This window comes from Longimicrobiaceae bacterium (genome assembly GCA_035696245.1).
GTDB lineage: Bacteria > Gemmatimonadota > Gemmatimonadetes > Longimicrobiales > Longimicrobiaceae > DASRQW01.
In genome coordinates this window covers 1-16195 of sequence record DASRQW010000253.1, presented here as the reverse complement: position 1 = coordinate 16195, position 16195 = coordinate 1, and the positions used below count along the sequence as shown (strand labels likewise).

General features: G+C 67.6%; 4 protein-coding genes. 3 read left to right on the top strand and 1 reads right to left on the bottom strand.

Features of this window, described 5'->3' with window-relative positions:
• From VFE05_11930 to VFE05_11920, 3 genes are all read left to right on the top strand, one after another.
• Positions 1-2675: RHS repeat-associated core domain-containing protein (locus VFE05_11930; protein HET6230771.1), on the top strand; the 2675-nt coding region annotated here is incomplete at its 5' end.
• Between the two features lie 293 nt (positions 2676-2968).
• A complete protein-coding gene (locus VFE05_11925) occupies positions 2969-10105 on the top strand; it encodes a neuraminidase-like domain-containing protein (protein ID HET6230770.1) in 7137 nt (2378 codons plus the stop codon).
• A 40-nt stretch (positions 10106-10145) separates the two neighbouring features.
• On the top strand, positions 10146-13415 hold the full coding sequence (locus VFE05_11920; protein HET6230769.1) for a hypothetical protein: 3270 nt from the start codon (positions 10146-10148) through the stop codon (positions 13413-13415).
• A 997-nt stretch (positions 13416-14412) separates the two neighbouring features.
• Here the strand turns inward: VFE05_11920 and VFE05_11915 are convergent.
• Positions 14413-16095 carry a hypothetical protein gene (locus tag VFE05_11915; protein HET6230768.1) on the bottom strand — a complete coding sequence of 561 codons (1683 nt, stop codon included), beginning with the start codon at positions 16093-16095 and terminating at the stop codon, positions 14413-14415.
• Positions 16096-16195: the final 100 nt, after the last annotated feature.

Genomic DNA, 16195 nt, shown 5'->3' with positions numbered 1-16195 from the left:
ACACCACCTACGACGCGCTGCGGCGGCCTACCGCCGTCTTCGTGGACGACGGGGTGGGCGAGCGCGCGGCCGAGCGGACGGAGTACGGCGAAGGCGTGCCGAACGACGTGCTGATGAATCTGCGAGGGAAGGCCATCCGCGTGTTCGACGGCGCAGGGGTGGTGGCGAGCGAAGCGTACGACTTCAAGGGGAACCTGGCCCGGGGCACGCGCCAGTTGCTCGCCGACTACCGCGCGGAGGTGGACTGGGCGGCGAAGCCTGCGCTGGAGGCGGAGCTGTTCACCACGGCCACGCGCCACGACGCGCTTGGACGCGTGGTGCAGCAGGTCGCGCCGTTCAGCGACCGCACGGGCGCGCTGCTCAACATCGTGCAGCCGTCGTACAACGAGGCCAACCTGTTGGAGCGGCTCGACGCCTGGCTCGACCAGCCTTCCGTGCCCGCGTCGCTGCTGAACCCGGCCACGGCAACGCTCGGCGCCGTCACGGGCCTCGCCTACAATGCCCGTGGGCAGCGGACGCTGGTCGCGTACGGCAACGGCGTGGCCACGCGCTATTCCTACGATTCGCTCACCTTCCGGCTCACGCGGCTGGCCACCACGCGCGGCGCGGCGTTCTCGGGCGACTGCCCGCAGCCACCGGACGCCGTCAATCCCTGGTGCGGGGTGCAGAACGTCGCCTACGTCTATGACCCCGCGGGCAACATCACGCACGTGGAAGACGCGGCGCAGCAGGCCGTCTTCTTCCGCAACCAGCGCGTGGAGCCGAGCGCCAGCTACACCTATGACTCGCGCTACCGGTTGATCGAGGCCACGGGCCGCGAGCACCTGGGCCAGTTCGCCGGTGGATCGCCCCTGCCCCCCGTCCCGGGCAGCGACAGCGACGCGCCTCGGGTCGACCTGCTGCACCCCGGCGATGGCAACACGATGGGGCGCTACCTGGAGCGCTACGTCTACGACGCGGTGGGGAACTTCCTGAGGATGATCCACCGCGCTCAGGATCCCACGCAGCGCGGCTGGAGGCGCAAGTATACCTACGCGGAGCCCAGCCTGCTGGAGTCGGGCAAGGTGAGCAACCGCCTCACTCAAACGCAGGTTGGACCCGCCCCCGCCGGGACGTACGCACACGACGGGCATGGCAACATCACCGCGATGCCGCACCTGCCGCTGATGCAGTGGGACCATCATGATCGCCTGCGCGCCACCTCGCGGCAGGCCATCGCGCACGGCGGCGTCCCCGAGATTACCTGGTACACCTACGACGCGGCAGGCGAGCGCGTCCGCAAGGTGACGGATGCCGCCGCGGCCGCTGGCGCCGGCGGACCACCGCGGCGGATGAAGGAGCGCATCTACCTGGGCGGCCTGGAGATCTACCGCGAGTACGGCCCCGATGGCGACACCGTCACTCTCGAGCGCGAGACGCTGCACCTGATGGACGACAAGCAGCGCGTCGCCCTGGTGGAGACGCGCACGCGGGGCGCCGATCCCTCGCCCGCCCGCCTCGTCCGCTACCAACTCGCCAACCACCTCGGCTCCGCCTGCCTTGAGTTGGACGACTCCGCGCAGGTGATCTCGTACGAGGAGTACTACCCGTACGGTAGCACCTCCTACCAGGCCGTCCGCAGCCGGACCGAGACGCCGAAACGGTACCGCTACACGGGCAAGGAGCGGGATGAGGAGAGCGGGCTGTCTTACCACGGTGCGAGATACTACGCGCACTGGATCGGACGGTGGGCAACCCCCGATCCCGCAGGATTCGTTGATGGAATGTGCCTTTTTGAATACTGCAATAGTAATCCCATCACCTTTATGGATCCGGACGGTATGGATTCCGACGATGGAAAGCACGTCGTGCAGGCAAGGGATACATATTGGAACTTGGCGACTAACAGCGGGGGGAAATACTCCGTGGATGATTTGAAGACATGGAATCTCGGCCTTGATTGGAAGAAACTGCAGCCTGGCTCAACGATTATCACTTCAGCGCCGCCATCGGACAAGAGCATTTCGATGGAGCTTCCTGGGGACGTGGTAGTAGTCATCTCGGACAAGCCGAAGTCGTCGGAGTATGAAAGCGGTACGTTCATGTGGTGGTGGGAGCAAGGGGCGTATGCTGCTGCGTTTCGTCAGCTCGACGTTGGAATTGAGCGTGAGGGCGCCCCGGTGGCAAAGTATCTAACGAGTTTTCTTGAGCCGATGGCACAAGACATTACCCGAGCGGCCACTGGGATCGATCCGCAGACCCACGAAAACCTGTCTTCTGTTCAGCGGACTTACTATGCAATCAAGGGAATTGTGGAGATCTTCACAATGTACGGAACTGTAGAGTTCAGAGGCGGAAGAGTGGCAGTTGAGGGCTATACGCGTAAGAATATGGTGAAGAACTTCGGCGAAGCACTGTTTGACCGCCACAAGGACGAATTAGCTGATCTGCTTGCACCCCTTGGACCGGAGATTCCGGTTCCTGGGAAAGACTCGAGAGTTGCCAAGCCAGATGCTCTTACAGTGAGTACTCCGTTTGTCGGGAAGCTGCCGAACTCGTCCAAGGATCTCAAGAAGGCCATACCCACAAACCCGACCAGCAGCATGAATGGTGCGATTTCAGACCCAAACATTTTTGGAAGTAGTTCCCTTCGGGCGATCGCCACCCCCCGCCTCGCCGCGACTCCCCGTCCGTAACGTTTTAACATTCGATAAAAAGGTATGGCGTTGGACAACCACTTTGACGGAGCCGTCCTAATTTAGATGGCACGGCGAATCAAGGCCGGGGCCTCGTTTCCAGCCGGATCGCCCAGCCGCTGCCGACCGGTGAGAAAGGCGCGCGGGAAGGATCCTTGAACCTTCAATAATTTGCGACATCCGTTGGGCCAACGTACGGCACGGCTACACGGGTCGTCGCACGAAGCAGTTACCCCTTTCGGAGCATTTCAATGTCACATGCCAATGATAGAACTTTTCATATCACCGGCCTTGTGGTCGATTCCCGCACCCGCCGCGGCATCTGGGGGGTGCGTGTAGAGGCGTGGGACAAGGACCTGCTTATCGACGACCTTGTCGGCAGCGCGGTGACGGATGGCGAGGGGAGGTTCCAGATCCGCTTCGGTGGCGGGTTCTTCCGCGAGCTGTGCGTGGACCGGCGGCCGGATCTGTTCTTCAAGGTGTTCCGCGGCGACGAGCTGGTCGTGAGCACCGAGAACGCGGTGCTGTGGAACGCGAAGGCCGGCGAGATCCCCGTCGCCATCGCCGTGCAGCTCCCCGACGGCGACGGTGCCCATTGCGATGAGCCCGAGGCTGGCGGGAACGGCGGCCCGCCGGCCGAATCCCCATCCTCCATCCACGGCCGTGTGACGGGTCCGGGCGAGGTGGGCATCCCCGCGCTCCGCGTGGAGGCGGTGGATGTGGGGATGGGCGGCGAGGTGGCACTCGGCGGCACGGAGACGGGCGTGGACGGGGGCTACCGCATCGTGTACGACACGGCCACGGTCACGCGGCGCGGGAAGGCGCACCCCGACGTGCGAGTGCGCGTCAGAGCCGCGGGTGAGCTGTTGGCCACCTCTCCCGTGGTCTACAACGCCGCGCACGATCAGGTGGTGGACGTGGCGATCGCGGCGGAGAAGGTTCGCCAGCCGCCCGAGTACGAGCGCTTGGGCGCCGCCATCGGCACGCTGCTGGGCGCCAACGGCGAGCTGGGCCCCCGCCTGGCCGCGGTGCGCGAAGACGACGAGCGGCAGGAGCTGACCTGGCTGGCCAACAAGAGCGGCTGGGACGCGCGCATGGTGGCCATGGCCTCGCTCGCTGCGCGCTTCGCTGCGGAGTGGGGGGTAGGCGCGGAGTACTTCTACGCCCTCTTCCGCGCCGGCGTGCCCGCCAGCGAGGCCGCGCTGAGCCGCCTTGCGCCCGATGCGGTGCGCGCGCTGTGGGAGCGCGGGGCGAACGAAGGCGTGATCCCCCGCTCCGATGCGGACGGCATAGACGCGGCGCTCGAACGCTTCCGCGAGCGCGCCGTCGGCGGGTTGCTCACCGCGCCGCCGGCGCCGGGCGGCTCCACGCTCGGCGAGCTGCTCGGTACGTCACTGCGTGGAGACGAGGCCGCCAGCCGCCGCTTTGCCGAGCTGTACCAGGCGCACGGCGACGAGCCCGACACGCTGTGGACCCGCGTGGAGGCTGAGCTGGGGAAGCCCGCGGCGGAGCGCCTACAGCTGGACGGCAAGCTCTCGTTCCTCACGCTCAACAACGCGCCGCTGCTAGAGCGCATCCACTATGAGCACGCGCCCGCCACCCCGGCCGACCTAGTACGGGCCGGCCTGCACCGCGCCGACGCCTGGCTGCCCCTGCTCGAAGGCGTCGAAATCCCCGACGCTGTCCCCGGCGGGAGCGGCGACGAGAAGCGCGCCAGCTACGCCGCGCTGATGGCCGGCCAGCTCCGCCTGGGCTACCCCACCGCCGTGGTGGCCGAGCAGGTGCGCACCGGCGAACTCCCGCTGCGCGCCGATCCCACGGTCGCCGCTGAGGTGCACCGCTTCCTGGCCGACCCAGCCACCGGCTTCGAGCTGGGGATGCACCCGGTGGAGGCGTACGTCCGTGAGAACGGGATCGAGCTCTCCAACGAGGTGCTGGGCCAGGTGAAGCGGCTGCAGCGCGTGTACCAGATCACCCCTTCCGACGGGGCCATGCAGGGCCTGCTGGAGCACGGGCTGGACTCGGCGCGCGCCGTGGTGCAGCTCGACGAGCAGGCCTTCGTGCAGCGCTACGGTGGCGCGCTGGGTGGGGAGGCCGAGGCGGCCGAGACCCACCGCAAGGCGGCCCAGGTGCACCACGCGGTCCTGAGCCTGGCCACCGCGTACCTGCTGCGCGGCGGGGCGCCGCCGGTGCACGCCATCACCCCGGCGCAAACCGGCGGCGGCGTGCTGGGCTCCGCCGCGGGCACCGCTTCAGCCCCCGCGTCGGCGGTGCTGCCCTATCCTACGCTGGAGGGCCTCTTCGGTGAGATGGACTACTGCGCCTGCGACCACTGCCGGTCCGTCCTCGGCCCGGCGGCCTATCTGGTGGACCTGCTGCGCTTCGTCGACCGGCCTCAGCCCCCGCCTGCCGCAGCCGTCGCGCCCACGCCGCTCCAGGTGCTGCTCGCCCGCCGCCCCGACATCGAAGAGCTGCCGCTCACCTGCGAGAACACCAACACGGCGCTGCCGTACATCGACCTGGTGAACGAGCTGCTGGAGTTCCTCGTCGTCCATGGCTCCCTACAGACTCCGCCCTTCGCCGGCTACGACACCGCCAGCGTGCCCAGCGCCGATCTGCTGGCCAACCCGCAGAACACCGACGACGCGGCGTACGTGATCCTTCGCGACGCGGTGTTCCCCATCGTGCTACCCTTCCACCAGCCGCTGGAGGCGCTTCGCCTGTACTTCGGCCACTTCGACGTGCCGCTGCACCGGGTGCTGGAGCGGCTGCGGGTGGACGACGCGCTCGACCGGACCGGGCTCGTCACCGATCCCGACTATGCCTGGCGCGACATCCTGATGGAGCGGCTGGGCCTGTCGCGCCAGGCGCACCGGCTGCTGACCGACCACACCATCCTGCTCGCCGACCTCTATGGCACCGCGCCGGCCGTGACGAGCGACGTCGGCGTGGTGTTGGCCGTCTCCGGCGCAGGCGCCATCTCACGCGTGCTGGGCGTGAGCTACGAAGAGCTGGTGGAACTCGTCCGCACCGAGTGGGTCAACCCCGACAGCTGGCTGATCCCCCGCCTCGAGCGACTGGGGCTGGACCTGGGGCAGATCGGCCAGGTGAAGGCGGGAACGCTGACGTCAGCGGATCTGAAGCCCCTGCTCCCCCTCGGTCTGGACCCCGCCGCGTACGGCGGCGACGTGAAGCAGTGGATCGTGGACCACCATGACCGCATCATGCAGCTGGTGGTGCTCTCGGACCCCACCGGGGCGAACGAGCCGTGCAGCTTTGCCACCTTGGAGCTGCGCCACGCCAAGCCGTACTTCGCCACCAACCGGCTGCTCCCCATCGAGCTGCGGCGGTTGCAGCGCTTTGTGCGGCTGTGGCGCGCGCTGGGCTGGAGCCTGCGCGACACCGACCGCGCAGTCCACGCGCTGTGGCCCGCTTCCGCGCTCCCCGACCCGAAGGACGGCGACAAAGCCGCGCTGCTCCGCCTCGACACCGGGTTCAAGCTTCTCCTGCCGCGCCTGGGCCACCTGTGCAGGGCGATGGACGCGCTGGAGCTGAACCCGGCGAAGGACCTCCTCCCGCTGCTGGCGTGCTGGGCCCCCATCGACACCCTGCACCCCGACTCGCTCTACCGGCGGATGTTCCTGGGCGCCGGCATCCTCCGTCTCGACGCCGTGTTCCAGGACGACGGCTACGGCACCTTCCTAAGCGGCCCCCCGCAGGACGTGGACCCCCACCGCGAGGCGCTGCGCGCCGCCTTCGGCATGACCGGCAATGAGGTGGAGCTGGTGCTGGCGCGGCTGGGGAATACGAAGCAGACGCCGCTCCCGCTCACCCTGGCCACGGCCAGCGCCGTCTTCCATCACGGCTGGCTAGCCCGCAAGCTCCGGCTGAGCATGCGCGAGCTGCTGGGGCTGATCGACCTGTCCGGGCTGGACCCCTTCTCCGGGCTGGACCCGGCCGTGCTCGGCCCCACGCTGCAGTGGCCGCGTGGAACGGCCGAGCCCCCGATCCTCCCCTTCATCGAGTTCGCGGGGCTTGTGCGTGGCTCGGGGGTAAAGATCAGCACGCTGCTTTATTGGCTGCGCCACGAAGACCCGGGCGGAAAGGCACAGCCCCCGCGCCAAGCCGTGCTCGAATTCGCGCTGCGGCTACGGGGTGGCCTGGCGGGCGTCAACCGCGACCTGGGCGCGGGGGGGGGCCCGACCGCCCAGTCGGCGCAAGCCCAGATGGCGCTGGTGTACGGCGACGAGGCCGCCGCCACCTTCTTCGGCCTGCTGACCGACACGGTTACGTACAGTGTGCACTACTCCCACGTGGGTGGCGCGCTGGGAGCGAAGCTGGCGGCCGTCTCCGATGGCCTTGACTACGACGGCTTCCAGAAGCGGCTCTCCTTCCGCGGGACGATGACGGTCGCAGCGAAGGCCGCCATCAAGACCGCGGCGCAGGCCGAACCCGACATCGTAGCCGCTGCCAAGGCCGAGGCCGTCGCCGCCAACGCTGCGGGCCTGACGGCACCCACCCCGGCCACCGCCCTGGCGGCCTTCGACAAGGCCCTGTCGGCGCTCTTCGCACAGTCGCGAGCGTTCTTCGACCACTATCCAGACCTGGAGCCTCTGCTGACGACCTTCCAGCCGACGAAGCAGACATTGGAACAGTGGCTGCCCACGCTTTTGGCCGACTTCCTACCCGCGCTGCGCGAGAAGCTGAAGCGCCAGCAGGTGCGGCAGACGGTCGCCGCGGAGCTGAGCGCCGACGCCGCCGTGGCTGCCGCGCTGCTGGAAGACCGCACGATCCTCCACGCCGACGGCGACGCGTCGAGTGCCGCTCTGTACGATTTCCTGGCGCTGGAGACAGGTGGCCTCACCGCGCGGTACTACTTCTCCGGCACAATCTCCGGCACGCCGGACCTGGTTCGAACGGACGCGTCGATCCAGTTCGGGAAGGGCGGCGACACGCTTCCCGCCAACCCGGCGAGCCCCGCGGCCGCACGTAGCGTAGTGTGGAACGGCTGGCTGGAGGCGCCTGACGACGCCTTCTACAACTTCCGGGTAGACACCGATGCGGGCGCCGGTGCCGTGCTGTCCATCGACGGAACGCCCGTGGCGCTCCAGGCCCTGCCGGGCGGCGACGCCTTCGAGAACACAGATGCGGTGGAGCTCAAGGCTGGGCGCCTGTACCCGCTGGAGCTGGCCGTGAGCAGCGTGACGCAGCAGGTGGTGCTGCAATGGGAGGGCGGGGCAAAGGCGCAGGCCGGTGCCGGTGGCAAGGCAAAGCCCACGGGCCTGTCGCGCGAGGTAATCCCCCCGGCGCGCCTGTGTCCCGCCGTGGAGCTGGACCGCTTTGCCGCCACGTACCTGCGTCTGGGGAAGGCGATGGCGCTGGCCGGCGAGCTTCATCTGTCCGCCGCCGAGGTGGAATTTGCCGTGAAGGAGTTCGGCGTGCCCCAGTGGTTCGACCTGCTGCCGGTGCAGCCCGCGACTGCCGCCTCCGTTACGCACGACCTGGCTGGCGCCGTGGCGGCGCTGCTGCGCTACGCGGCCATGAAGGCGGAGTACGGGGCGCGCGACGACGCGCTGGCGCGCGCCTTGGGCGATGCGCCTGTCGACGGCGGCGCCGCACTGGCGAAGGTGGCCGGGTGGGCGCAGGCCGACCTCCGCACGGTGCTGAGCCGGTTCGCCGCCGTGGGCCTTTCCGATCTGCGGCAGCCGGGCAATCTCGTGCGGGTGCATCGGGCGCTGACGTTGGCCCGAGCGCTGGGGGTGGGCGCCGCCGCGCTGGCGGACGCCTCCACCAACCAGCCCGCCGCTGGCCACGTGGTGGCGCTGCAGTCCGTGCTCCGGGCCCGCTACGACGAGGCGGCGTGGCGCACGGTGCTGCAGCCCGTGAATGACCGCCTGCGCGCACTGCAGCGCGATGCGCTGGTGGCGGCCGTGCTGGCCGGGCTGCGGGCGAGCCACCCCGAGGTGAACACCCCCGACAAGCTGTACGAGCACCTGCTGATCGACGTGGAGATGGAGCCGTGCATGGCCACCTCGCGGGTGCGGCAGGCCATCGCCACCGTGCAGCTCTTCATCCAGCGATGCCTGCTGAATCTGGAGCGCGAGGTGTCTTCGGCCGCCATCCATTCCGCGCAGTGGGAGTGGATGAAGCGCTACCGCGTGTGGGAGGCCAACCGCAAGGTCTTCCTGTATCCTGAGAACTGGCTGGAGCCTGAGCTGCGCGACGACAAATCGCCGCTGTTCAAGGACCTGGAAACCGAGCTGCTGCAGGGCGATATCACCGACGACGCCGCAGCCAGCGCGCTGGCGAGCTATCTCACCCGGCTCGAAGAGGTGGCGATGCTGGAGGTTTGCGGGATGTACCTGGCCGAGAACGACCCCGGCGGCGCCGACGATGTGCTGCATGTGGTTGCCCGCACCGCCGGGGCGAAGCGCCTGTACTTCCACCGCCGGCTGGAGTCGGGAGCGTGGACGCCGTGGGAGAAGATCGGCGTGGCGATCGAGGACAACCCGGTGCTCCCCGTGGTGTGGCGCGGACGCCTCTTCCTGTTCTGGGTGGGGATCCAGCAGAAGATGCCCGACAAGGTCGAGCTTCCACTCACGAACCAGACGGACACGCTTACCAGCCTGACGGGCGCCAGCCTGAAGACGGACACGAAGGTGGCGGTAGCGGCCACGCTGCACTGGAGCGAGTGCGTACGCGGAAAATGGCAGCCGACGAAGACCTCGGACGTGGCACGGCCAACTTCCTTGGGGCGGACCGTGGAGGTGGCAGCAACGACCAACGTGCCGCTGCACAGCAAGTACGAGGTCGAATTCAGCTCCTCGGGGCCGGGGGCGTTCGACCGCGCCCGGCTGCGCTTGAGCTCGCGCGAAGATGCCTCGGGGCTGACGATCGATCTGACGTACGACGACTATCCGAACGGCAGGGATCGGACGGGAAAGTTCCACCTGTACAACACCAGCTCGCTCCCCGTTCGTGGAGAAGACATGCCGGCGGGGGGCTCACACCTGTTCATGCTGCAGCAGCCCCGCTATCGGACGATACGCGCGGCCGCCGACTTCCCGGAGTTCCTGCGCATCGAAATCCAGCCCGACGGCCCGATCGTTGACCGCGTGCTCGGGAAGGCGCGGCTCTACGACACGGTGGAGGCGCGGCACGAACTGGAAAGGCCGGTGGCATCGCCGTTCTTCTTCCAGGACCGCCGTCACGTGTTTTTCGTCCGCCCAGGCGACGACCTTGTGACCATGTCGGCGTGGGCGAGCTACGCGGTGGCCTCCGCAAAGCTGGACCCGGCGGCGGCCGGGATCTCGTCCGTGGCGGTGGGTTCCGGCGGCGGCATCAACAACGTGCTGAGCACCGGCGGCGACTTCATGTTCGACGGGCACCCGGTGGGGGCTGCGGGCTCGGCCGCCGCCGCCGGAGAATGACACCGGCTCGACGATTTACGCCTCACTTCGAGGATCCATCATGAAGAAAGTGGTCAGTGCCCCGGGCGATCACCTCGCCAAGCAGGCGGCATCACTGCCCGGCATCGCCCTGCTTCACCCCCACCAGCGCACCTATACCTTCCAGAACCACTTCCACCCCTTCGTGGCCGAGCTGCTGGAGCGGCTTAACCGCGGCTCGGTGGACGGGCTGCTGGATCTGAAGTCCCAGAAGCTGCACGAGGACTTTTTCCAGGCGCTCTACGCCCCCAACCCCGACGGCGCGGCCGACCTGGACGTGCGCTACCCGGCCAAAGTCGTCGACTTCGCCGACGGTGGCCCGTATACCGTGTACAACTGGGAGCTGTACTTCCACGTGCCACTGAGCGTGGCGGTGCAGCTCAGCCGCAACCAGCGCTTTGCCGACGCGCAGCGTTGGTTCCACTACGTGTTCGATCCCACCTGCAACGACACCTCGGTGCCACCGAGGCAACGCTACTGGAAGTTCCTGCGCTTTCGCGAGGCCGACCCCGTCCTCCAGATCGACGACCTGCTGCGGCTCCTGGCCAGGGCGCCCGCCAACCCCGCCGAGGCCGACCTGCAGGCTTCGGTGCTGAACGGGCTGAACGCCTCGTACACGCATCCGTTCCAGCCGCACGCCATCGCGCGCACCCGCACCCTGGCGTACCAGTACTGCGTAGTAATGAAGTACCTGGACAACCTGATCGCCTGGGGCGACAGCCTGTTCCTGCAGGACACCAGCGAGAGCGTGGCCGAGGCCACGCAGGTCTACGTGCTGGCCGCCAACATCCTGGGCCCGCGTCCGCAGCGGATTCCCCCTTCAGGGCGCGTGCGGCCGAAGAGCTTCAAGCAGCTCAAGGCTGCCGCAGCGAAACAGATCGACGCGATGGGCAACGCCTTGGTGGAGATGGAGGGGCAGTTCCCCTTCAACCTCTTCACACCGCACAGCCAGGGCGCCGGCCCGCCCCAGCCGGCGCCGGCGTTCGGCATCGGACACACACTGTACTTCAGCATCCCGCAAAACGAGAAGCTGCTGGGGTACTGGGACACGGTGGCCGACCGGCTGTTCAAGATCCGCCGCTGCATGAACATCGGCGGGGTGGTGCGGCAGCTCGCGCTCTTCGATCCCCCGATCGACCCGGGCCTGCTGGTGAAGGCCGCCGCCGCGGGGATCGACGTGGGCAGCCTGGTGAGCGGACTGAACCAGCCGCCCTCGCCGGTGCGCGCCACCCTGCTGATGCAGAAGGCGCTGGAGCTGTGCGCCGAGGTGCGCGCCCTGGGAGGAGCGCTGCTGTCCGCGGTGGAGAAGAAGGAGGGTGAGCACCTGGCCCTGTTGCGGCAGAAGCACGAGATCCACCTGCACGAGCTGGCGCAGGACGCGCGCTACCTGCAGTGGCAGGAAGCCAGGGCGAGCACCGAGGCGATGCTGTGCAGCCGGGAGTCGGTCGTGGAGCGCTACCGTCATAGCCAGCGGTTACTGGGCAAGCCAGAGGACGAGTCGGTCGCCTTCGCCGGGCTGTCGCTTGAGCGTAAGCAACTCACGGAGGAGTCGTTCGACGAGATCTATCAGGATATGGTGGGGAAGTACGCCGCCGAGCCCGCGGCGGCGGCGTACCCGGCCATCCGTATCATTGACGCGGCCACACCGACGGCGCAGACGGGCGGGGGCGACGGCAAGCTGGCCCTCACCGTGAACGAGCACGTTCCGTTAAACGTGCTCGCGCCCACCTCACTCGCTCTCCGGGCGCAGGCCGCTGCACTGGAACTCACCGCGCCTGCGCTAGCGCTGATCCCCGACTTCCGTATTCAACTGGCCTACTGGGGGATGGGCGGCAAGGCCAAGGTTTTCAGTGGGGCTGCTCTCGCGAATGCGGCGAAGTACGTTGCCGGAGCGATGAGCACTGCGGCGACGATCTCCGACGCCACCGCCGCGGCGATGACACAGACGGCTTCGTACGAGCGCCGGCTGGACGACTGGGTGCTGCAGAACAACCTGGCGGCGCGCGAGCTGGCGCAGATCGGGCGGCAGATCGTGTCGTCGCTGATCCGGGAGGAGATCACCCGGCACGACTATGAGAGCCACAAGGCGCAGATCGAGCAGTCGCGCCAGGTGGACGAATTCCTGCGCGGCAAGTTCGCGGGCGAGGAGCTGTACGGGTGGATGCAGGGCGAGCTCTACAAGCTCTACTACGACTACTACCGGCTGGCGTTCGACGGGGCGCGGCGTGCGGAGCAGGCGGTGAAGCGCGAGTTGATGCGCACGGAGCTGGACGGCACCAGCTTCGTCGCCTTCAACTACTGGGACGGGGGGCGCAAAGGGTTGCTGGCTGGCGAAAAGCTGCACCTGGACCTGAAGCGCCTGGAGACCGCCTACCACGACAACAATCGCCGCGAGTACGAGCTGGCCCGCCACGTCTCGCTCCGCCAGCTCGCCCCGTTGGCCCTGCTGGAGCTGCGGGCCACCGGCAAGTGCGAGGTTGCTGTGCCCGAGTGGCTCTTTGACCTGGACTGCCCAGGCCACTTCCTGCGGCGCCTCCGCAGCGTCAGCGTCTCCATGCCCTCGGTGGCGGGCCCCTACACGCCCGTGAGCTGCACGCTCACCCTGCTGCGGAGCACCGTTCGCCGCTCCCCGGACCTGGCGCCGGACTACGCGCGCGCCGGGTCCGACGATTCCCGCTTCCTGGACCACGCCGGTGGCACCCGCGCCGTGGTCACCAGTGGTGGGGCCGACGATGCGGGGCTGTTCGAGCCGGGAGCGCGCGACGAGCGCTATCTGCCGTTCGAGGGTGATGGCGCGGAGAGCACGTGGCGGCTGGAGCTTCCCCAGATGTACCGCCAGTTCGATTACGATTCCATCTCCGACGTGGTGCTGCACCTGCGCTACACCGCACGCGAAGGGGGCGGCACGCTGCGCACCGCGGCGGTGACCCACCTGGGAACGCTCCTGGAAGACACCCAGGGCCCGGGTCTGGCGCAGCTCCTCAGCCTGAAGCACGAGTTCCCGTCCGAGTGGCAGCAGTTCGTGGCGGGTCCCACGGGCACGAAGCTCAAGGTGGGACTGCGCAAGGAGCACTTCCCCTATCTGGCGCAGGTGAGGGGCATTACGATCACCGGTGTCGATCTCCTGACGCCGACAGGTCCGGCTACGCAGCCCCTCGTTCTGCTGCCGCCGCCCACCTCTCCCTTGCTGCCGCTGACGCTGACGTCCACCGCGCCTGTGGCGCAACTCACCACCGCCGTGCCGCCAGACGACAAGCCGCGCTACCTCTTAGTGCGATACTCGCTCTCGTAGGCGGCGTTGGTGGCGAGCGTCCGGCAGCGCGAACAAGGAAACGTCGGGCGCGCCGCAATCTCTCACCCATACGCACGCCTTGCCGCAGGTGCGGCGGGGCGATGTTAGTCAGGTCCGCATACAGCAGGTGGATGTGCAGCAGTTGGCCGTGGCACCATACGGGGTACGAAGTGGCGTCGTTGCTCCCCACCCAGCAACGAATCCGCTGCCGGGGACGTTCGGCGCCTCGCCGGGGCGGTCGCCTCCAGCGATCTCGCACGGGTGCCCGGCAGCAACATGACGCCGTCCACGGCTGCGGCGGCGACCGGGAACGACGTGTTCGTGGAGTGTGTCGGTACGATCCACCGTTATCGCCCCCTTGGTGTTTGCTAGCCCAGCCTGAATGCGAACGGGCCTCCTGCGAGTTGAACTGATCTGCATAAATGCAGTGCCAGGAATAGTGCCAAGCGGGCATCGGCGGCGGCTGGCGCGGGCCATTGCGCCTGAGGAGGTTTTCAGCGCTGATGCGGGTTTCAGTGCTGAGGGGTGCCGGGGGAGAGGCCGGTCACCCGCTCATCATCGTAAGGTCGCGGGTTCGAGCCCCGCCCCCCCCCACACACTATTTGTAAGTGAAGGGCCGAAGCGACTTACGCTGGGGGGCCTTTTCCATCTTTCGGATTTTTGGAACGGTGCCAGAACAAGGTATGCCCGCAGCGCATACCCATGAGAATCGTCCGGCGGACGCCATGGACCCCTCCAGGTAAACAAATGGATTATGCCGGCGGAGAGCCGGTTTCTGGCGAGGGAGTCTGAAGTAGATGCGCTGTATCGACGGGCAACAGATCCCGCTGCACGCCCCAAGGGACCGGGGCAAAGCAGGTTCGGTCATCCATCTGGCCAGCGACAACGGGACGCGTTGCCTGGATGTGGTGATCCGGCCGGCAGAGTGGGTGCGCGTTCGTGTCCCCGGTCGTCCGGGGGTACGGGCGCCGCGCGGAGCCGGTACCCCCGGACCGTGTCAGGCCCGCCGGATGTTGGTGCTCAGCGAAACGTAGCCGCCATCGTCGGCGACCAGGCTGATGCTGGGGCTCCCAAGCGTGATTCCGCCGATGGTGGGGAGCGGGATGCCGCGGGTTCCTACACTCTCCAGTGCCACGTTCAGGCTGGGGGCGAACAGGACCCACACGAAGTCGAGCACCACGGCGACGACTCCATCCAGTGCGGATTCGACCACCTGCACGTCCGTCACGGTGTCGATGTTCTGCTGACTGAAGGTGAAGGTGAGCTTGTTCTCGTTGAGCGAGAGCGCCGACAGGACGTTGCTGCGGTTGATGGTGAAGCTGAGCAGCGGAGTCCAGGTGCCCTGGTCCATGTAGTTGAACGCGACGTTGATCGACAGCGGGACGCTCATGACCGGATCAGCCGCGCCCGCCTGAACGGCATCGAGGATCGTGGTTCCATACTTAGTCACCTCGGCCGGGGTCAGGTACTCCGCCAGGGCAGCGTTGAACGCAGCGACGGAGTAGTAGATGATGCCGACCATGTACTCCACCTTCGCGTACGTCGTGGCATCCAGCGTACTCTGCAGGCCAGTGTAGATGGTGCCGGTCAGCTGGAGCACCCCCCGGATCGCGACCACCGGCGCTTCGGCGGCCATCGCGACCACCTGGAGAGGGACCCCGTTGGCGTTCTTGGCCTGGCCGAACGCGTACAGCGAGGGCCAGATCTGCTGGAAGTAGCCGCTATTCAGGGTCGCCGCGTTCTCGGCGCTCGCCTGCGTGAGGTCGACGCCCAATTCGCCCGCCTGGAACGCCGCCCAGAGAAGCGCGTTCGCTTCATAGGCCGCAACATTGATCACGACATCGCGGTCCGTCTGGATCTTGGGGAGCGGGATGGAGACCGGACTCGCGGAGTATCCGGTGCCGTCGTAGCTCACACCGCCGGCGATCCCAATCTGTAGTCCTTCCTGGTTGGGGAAGGTTGGCGCGCAGGAAGGCTCGAACTCGTACAGAATGGCCGAGCTCAGCTGTCCGCTGCTGGGAATGGTGGTCAGCACACCATTCAGCGCGCCGGCGAGCTTGCTCGCGTAGTTCACGTCCGCGACCATCGCATCCACCTTATCCTGGACCTTGCCATTGACGCAGGACAGGTCGCTGCCGTGCAGATAGGAGCCCGAGGGGATGGCCACGTTCGCCACGCTCACGTTTTTCTGCTTCGGGTTGGTCACCTGGACCATGTTTCCCCACTGCAGTGCGGCGCCAGGCGTCCCGGTCGCCGGCTGCACCTCGAACGACAGGTCGATGTTGGTGATGTCGAAGTGGAACGCGCCGAAGTCGTTGCCGTACGGACTGGGGCTGGTGTTGCCCTCGGGGAAGGTGCTTCCGGTCTCGTTCCACGCAGCGTAGCTGATGTGGAATCCACCCCCGAGACTGACGCACGGGTTCCCGTCTCCCCCGTAAGACACGCTGGGGGTCGAGGTGACGGAGATGTCGCTGATCGTCCCGCCGGAGAGGTAGATGGTGTTGACGTCGATGTGGTTGTTGGTACTCGGGACTGTCACCGGGTGGCTCAGCGCCGACATGCTGGGCGCAGTGAAGCTCTGGCTGATCAGGTCCGGCGTGATGGTTCGAAGCAGCCGGTTGAGACCCTGGTTCGAGACCGCCAGCGTCACTGCCTGCAGCTTCGTTGTGCCGTCGTTCATCGCCGTTCTCCTCTGGGTGGTGTGGATGTCGCGCCCCCGGCCGGCGCGACCTGGAACCCGTGTGCTCCACCGCGCGAGGATGGATGGACCCGGGTGGATG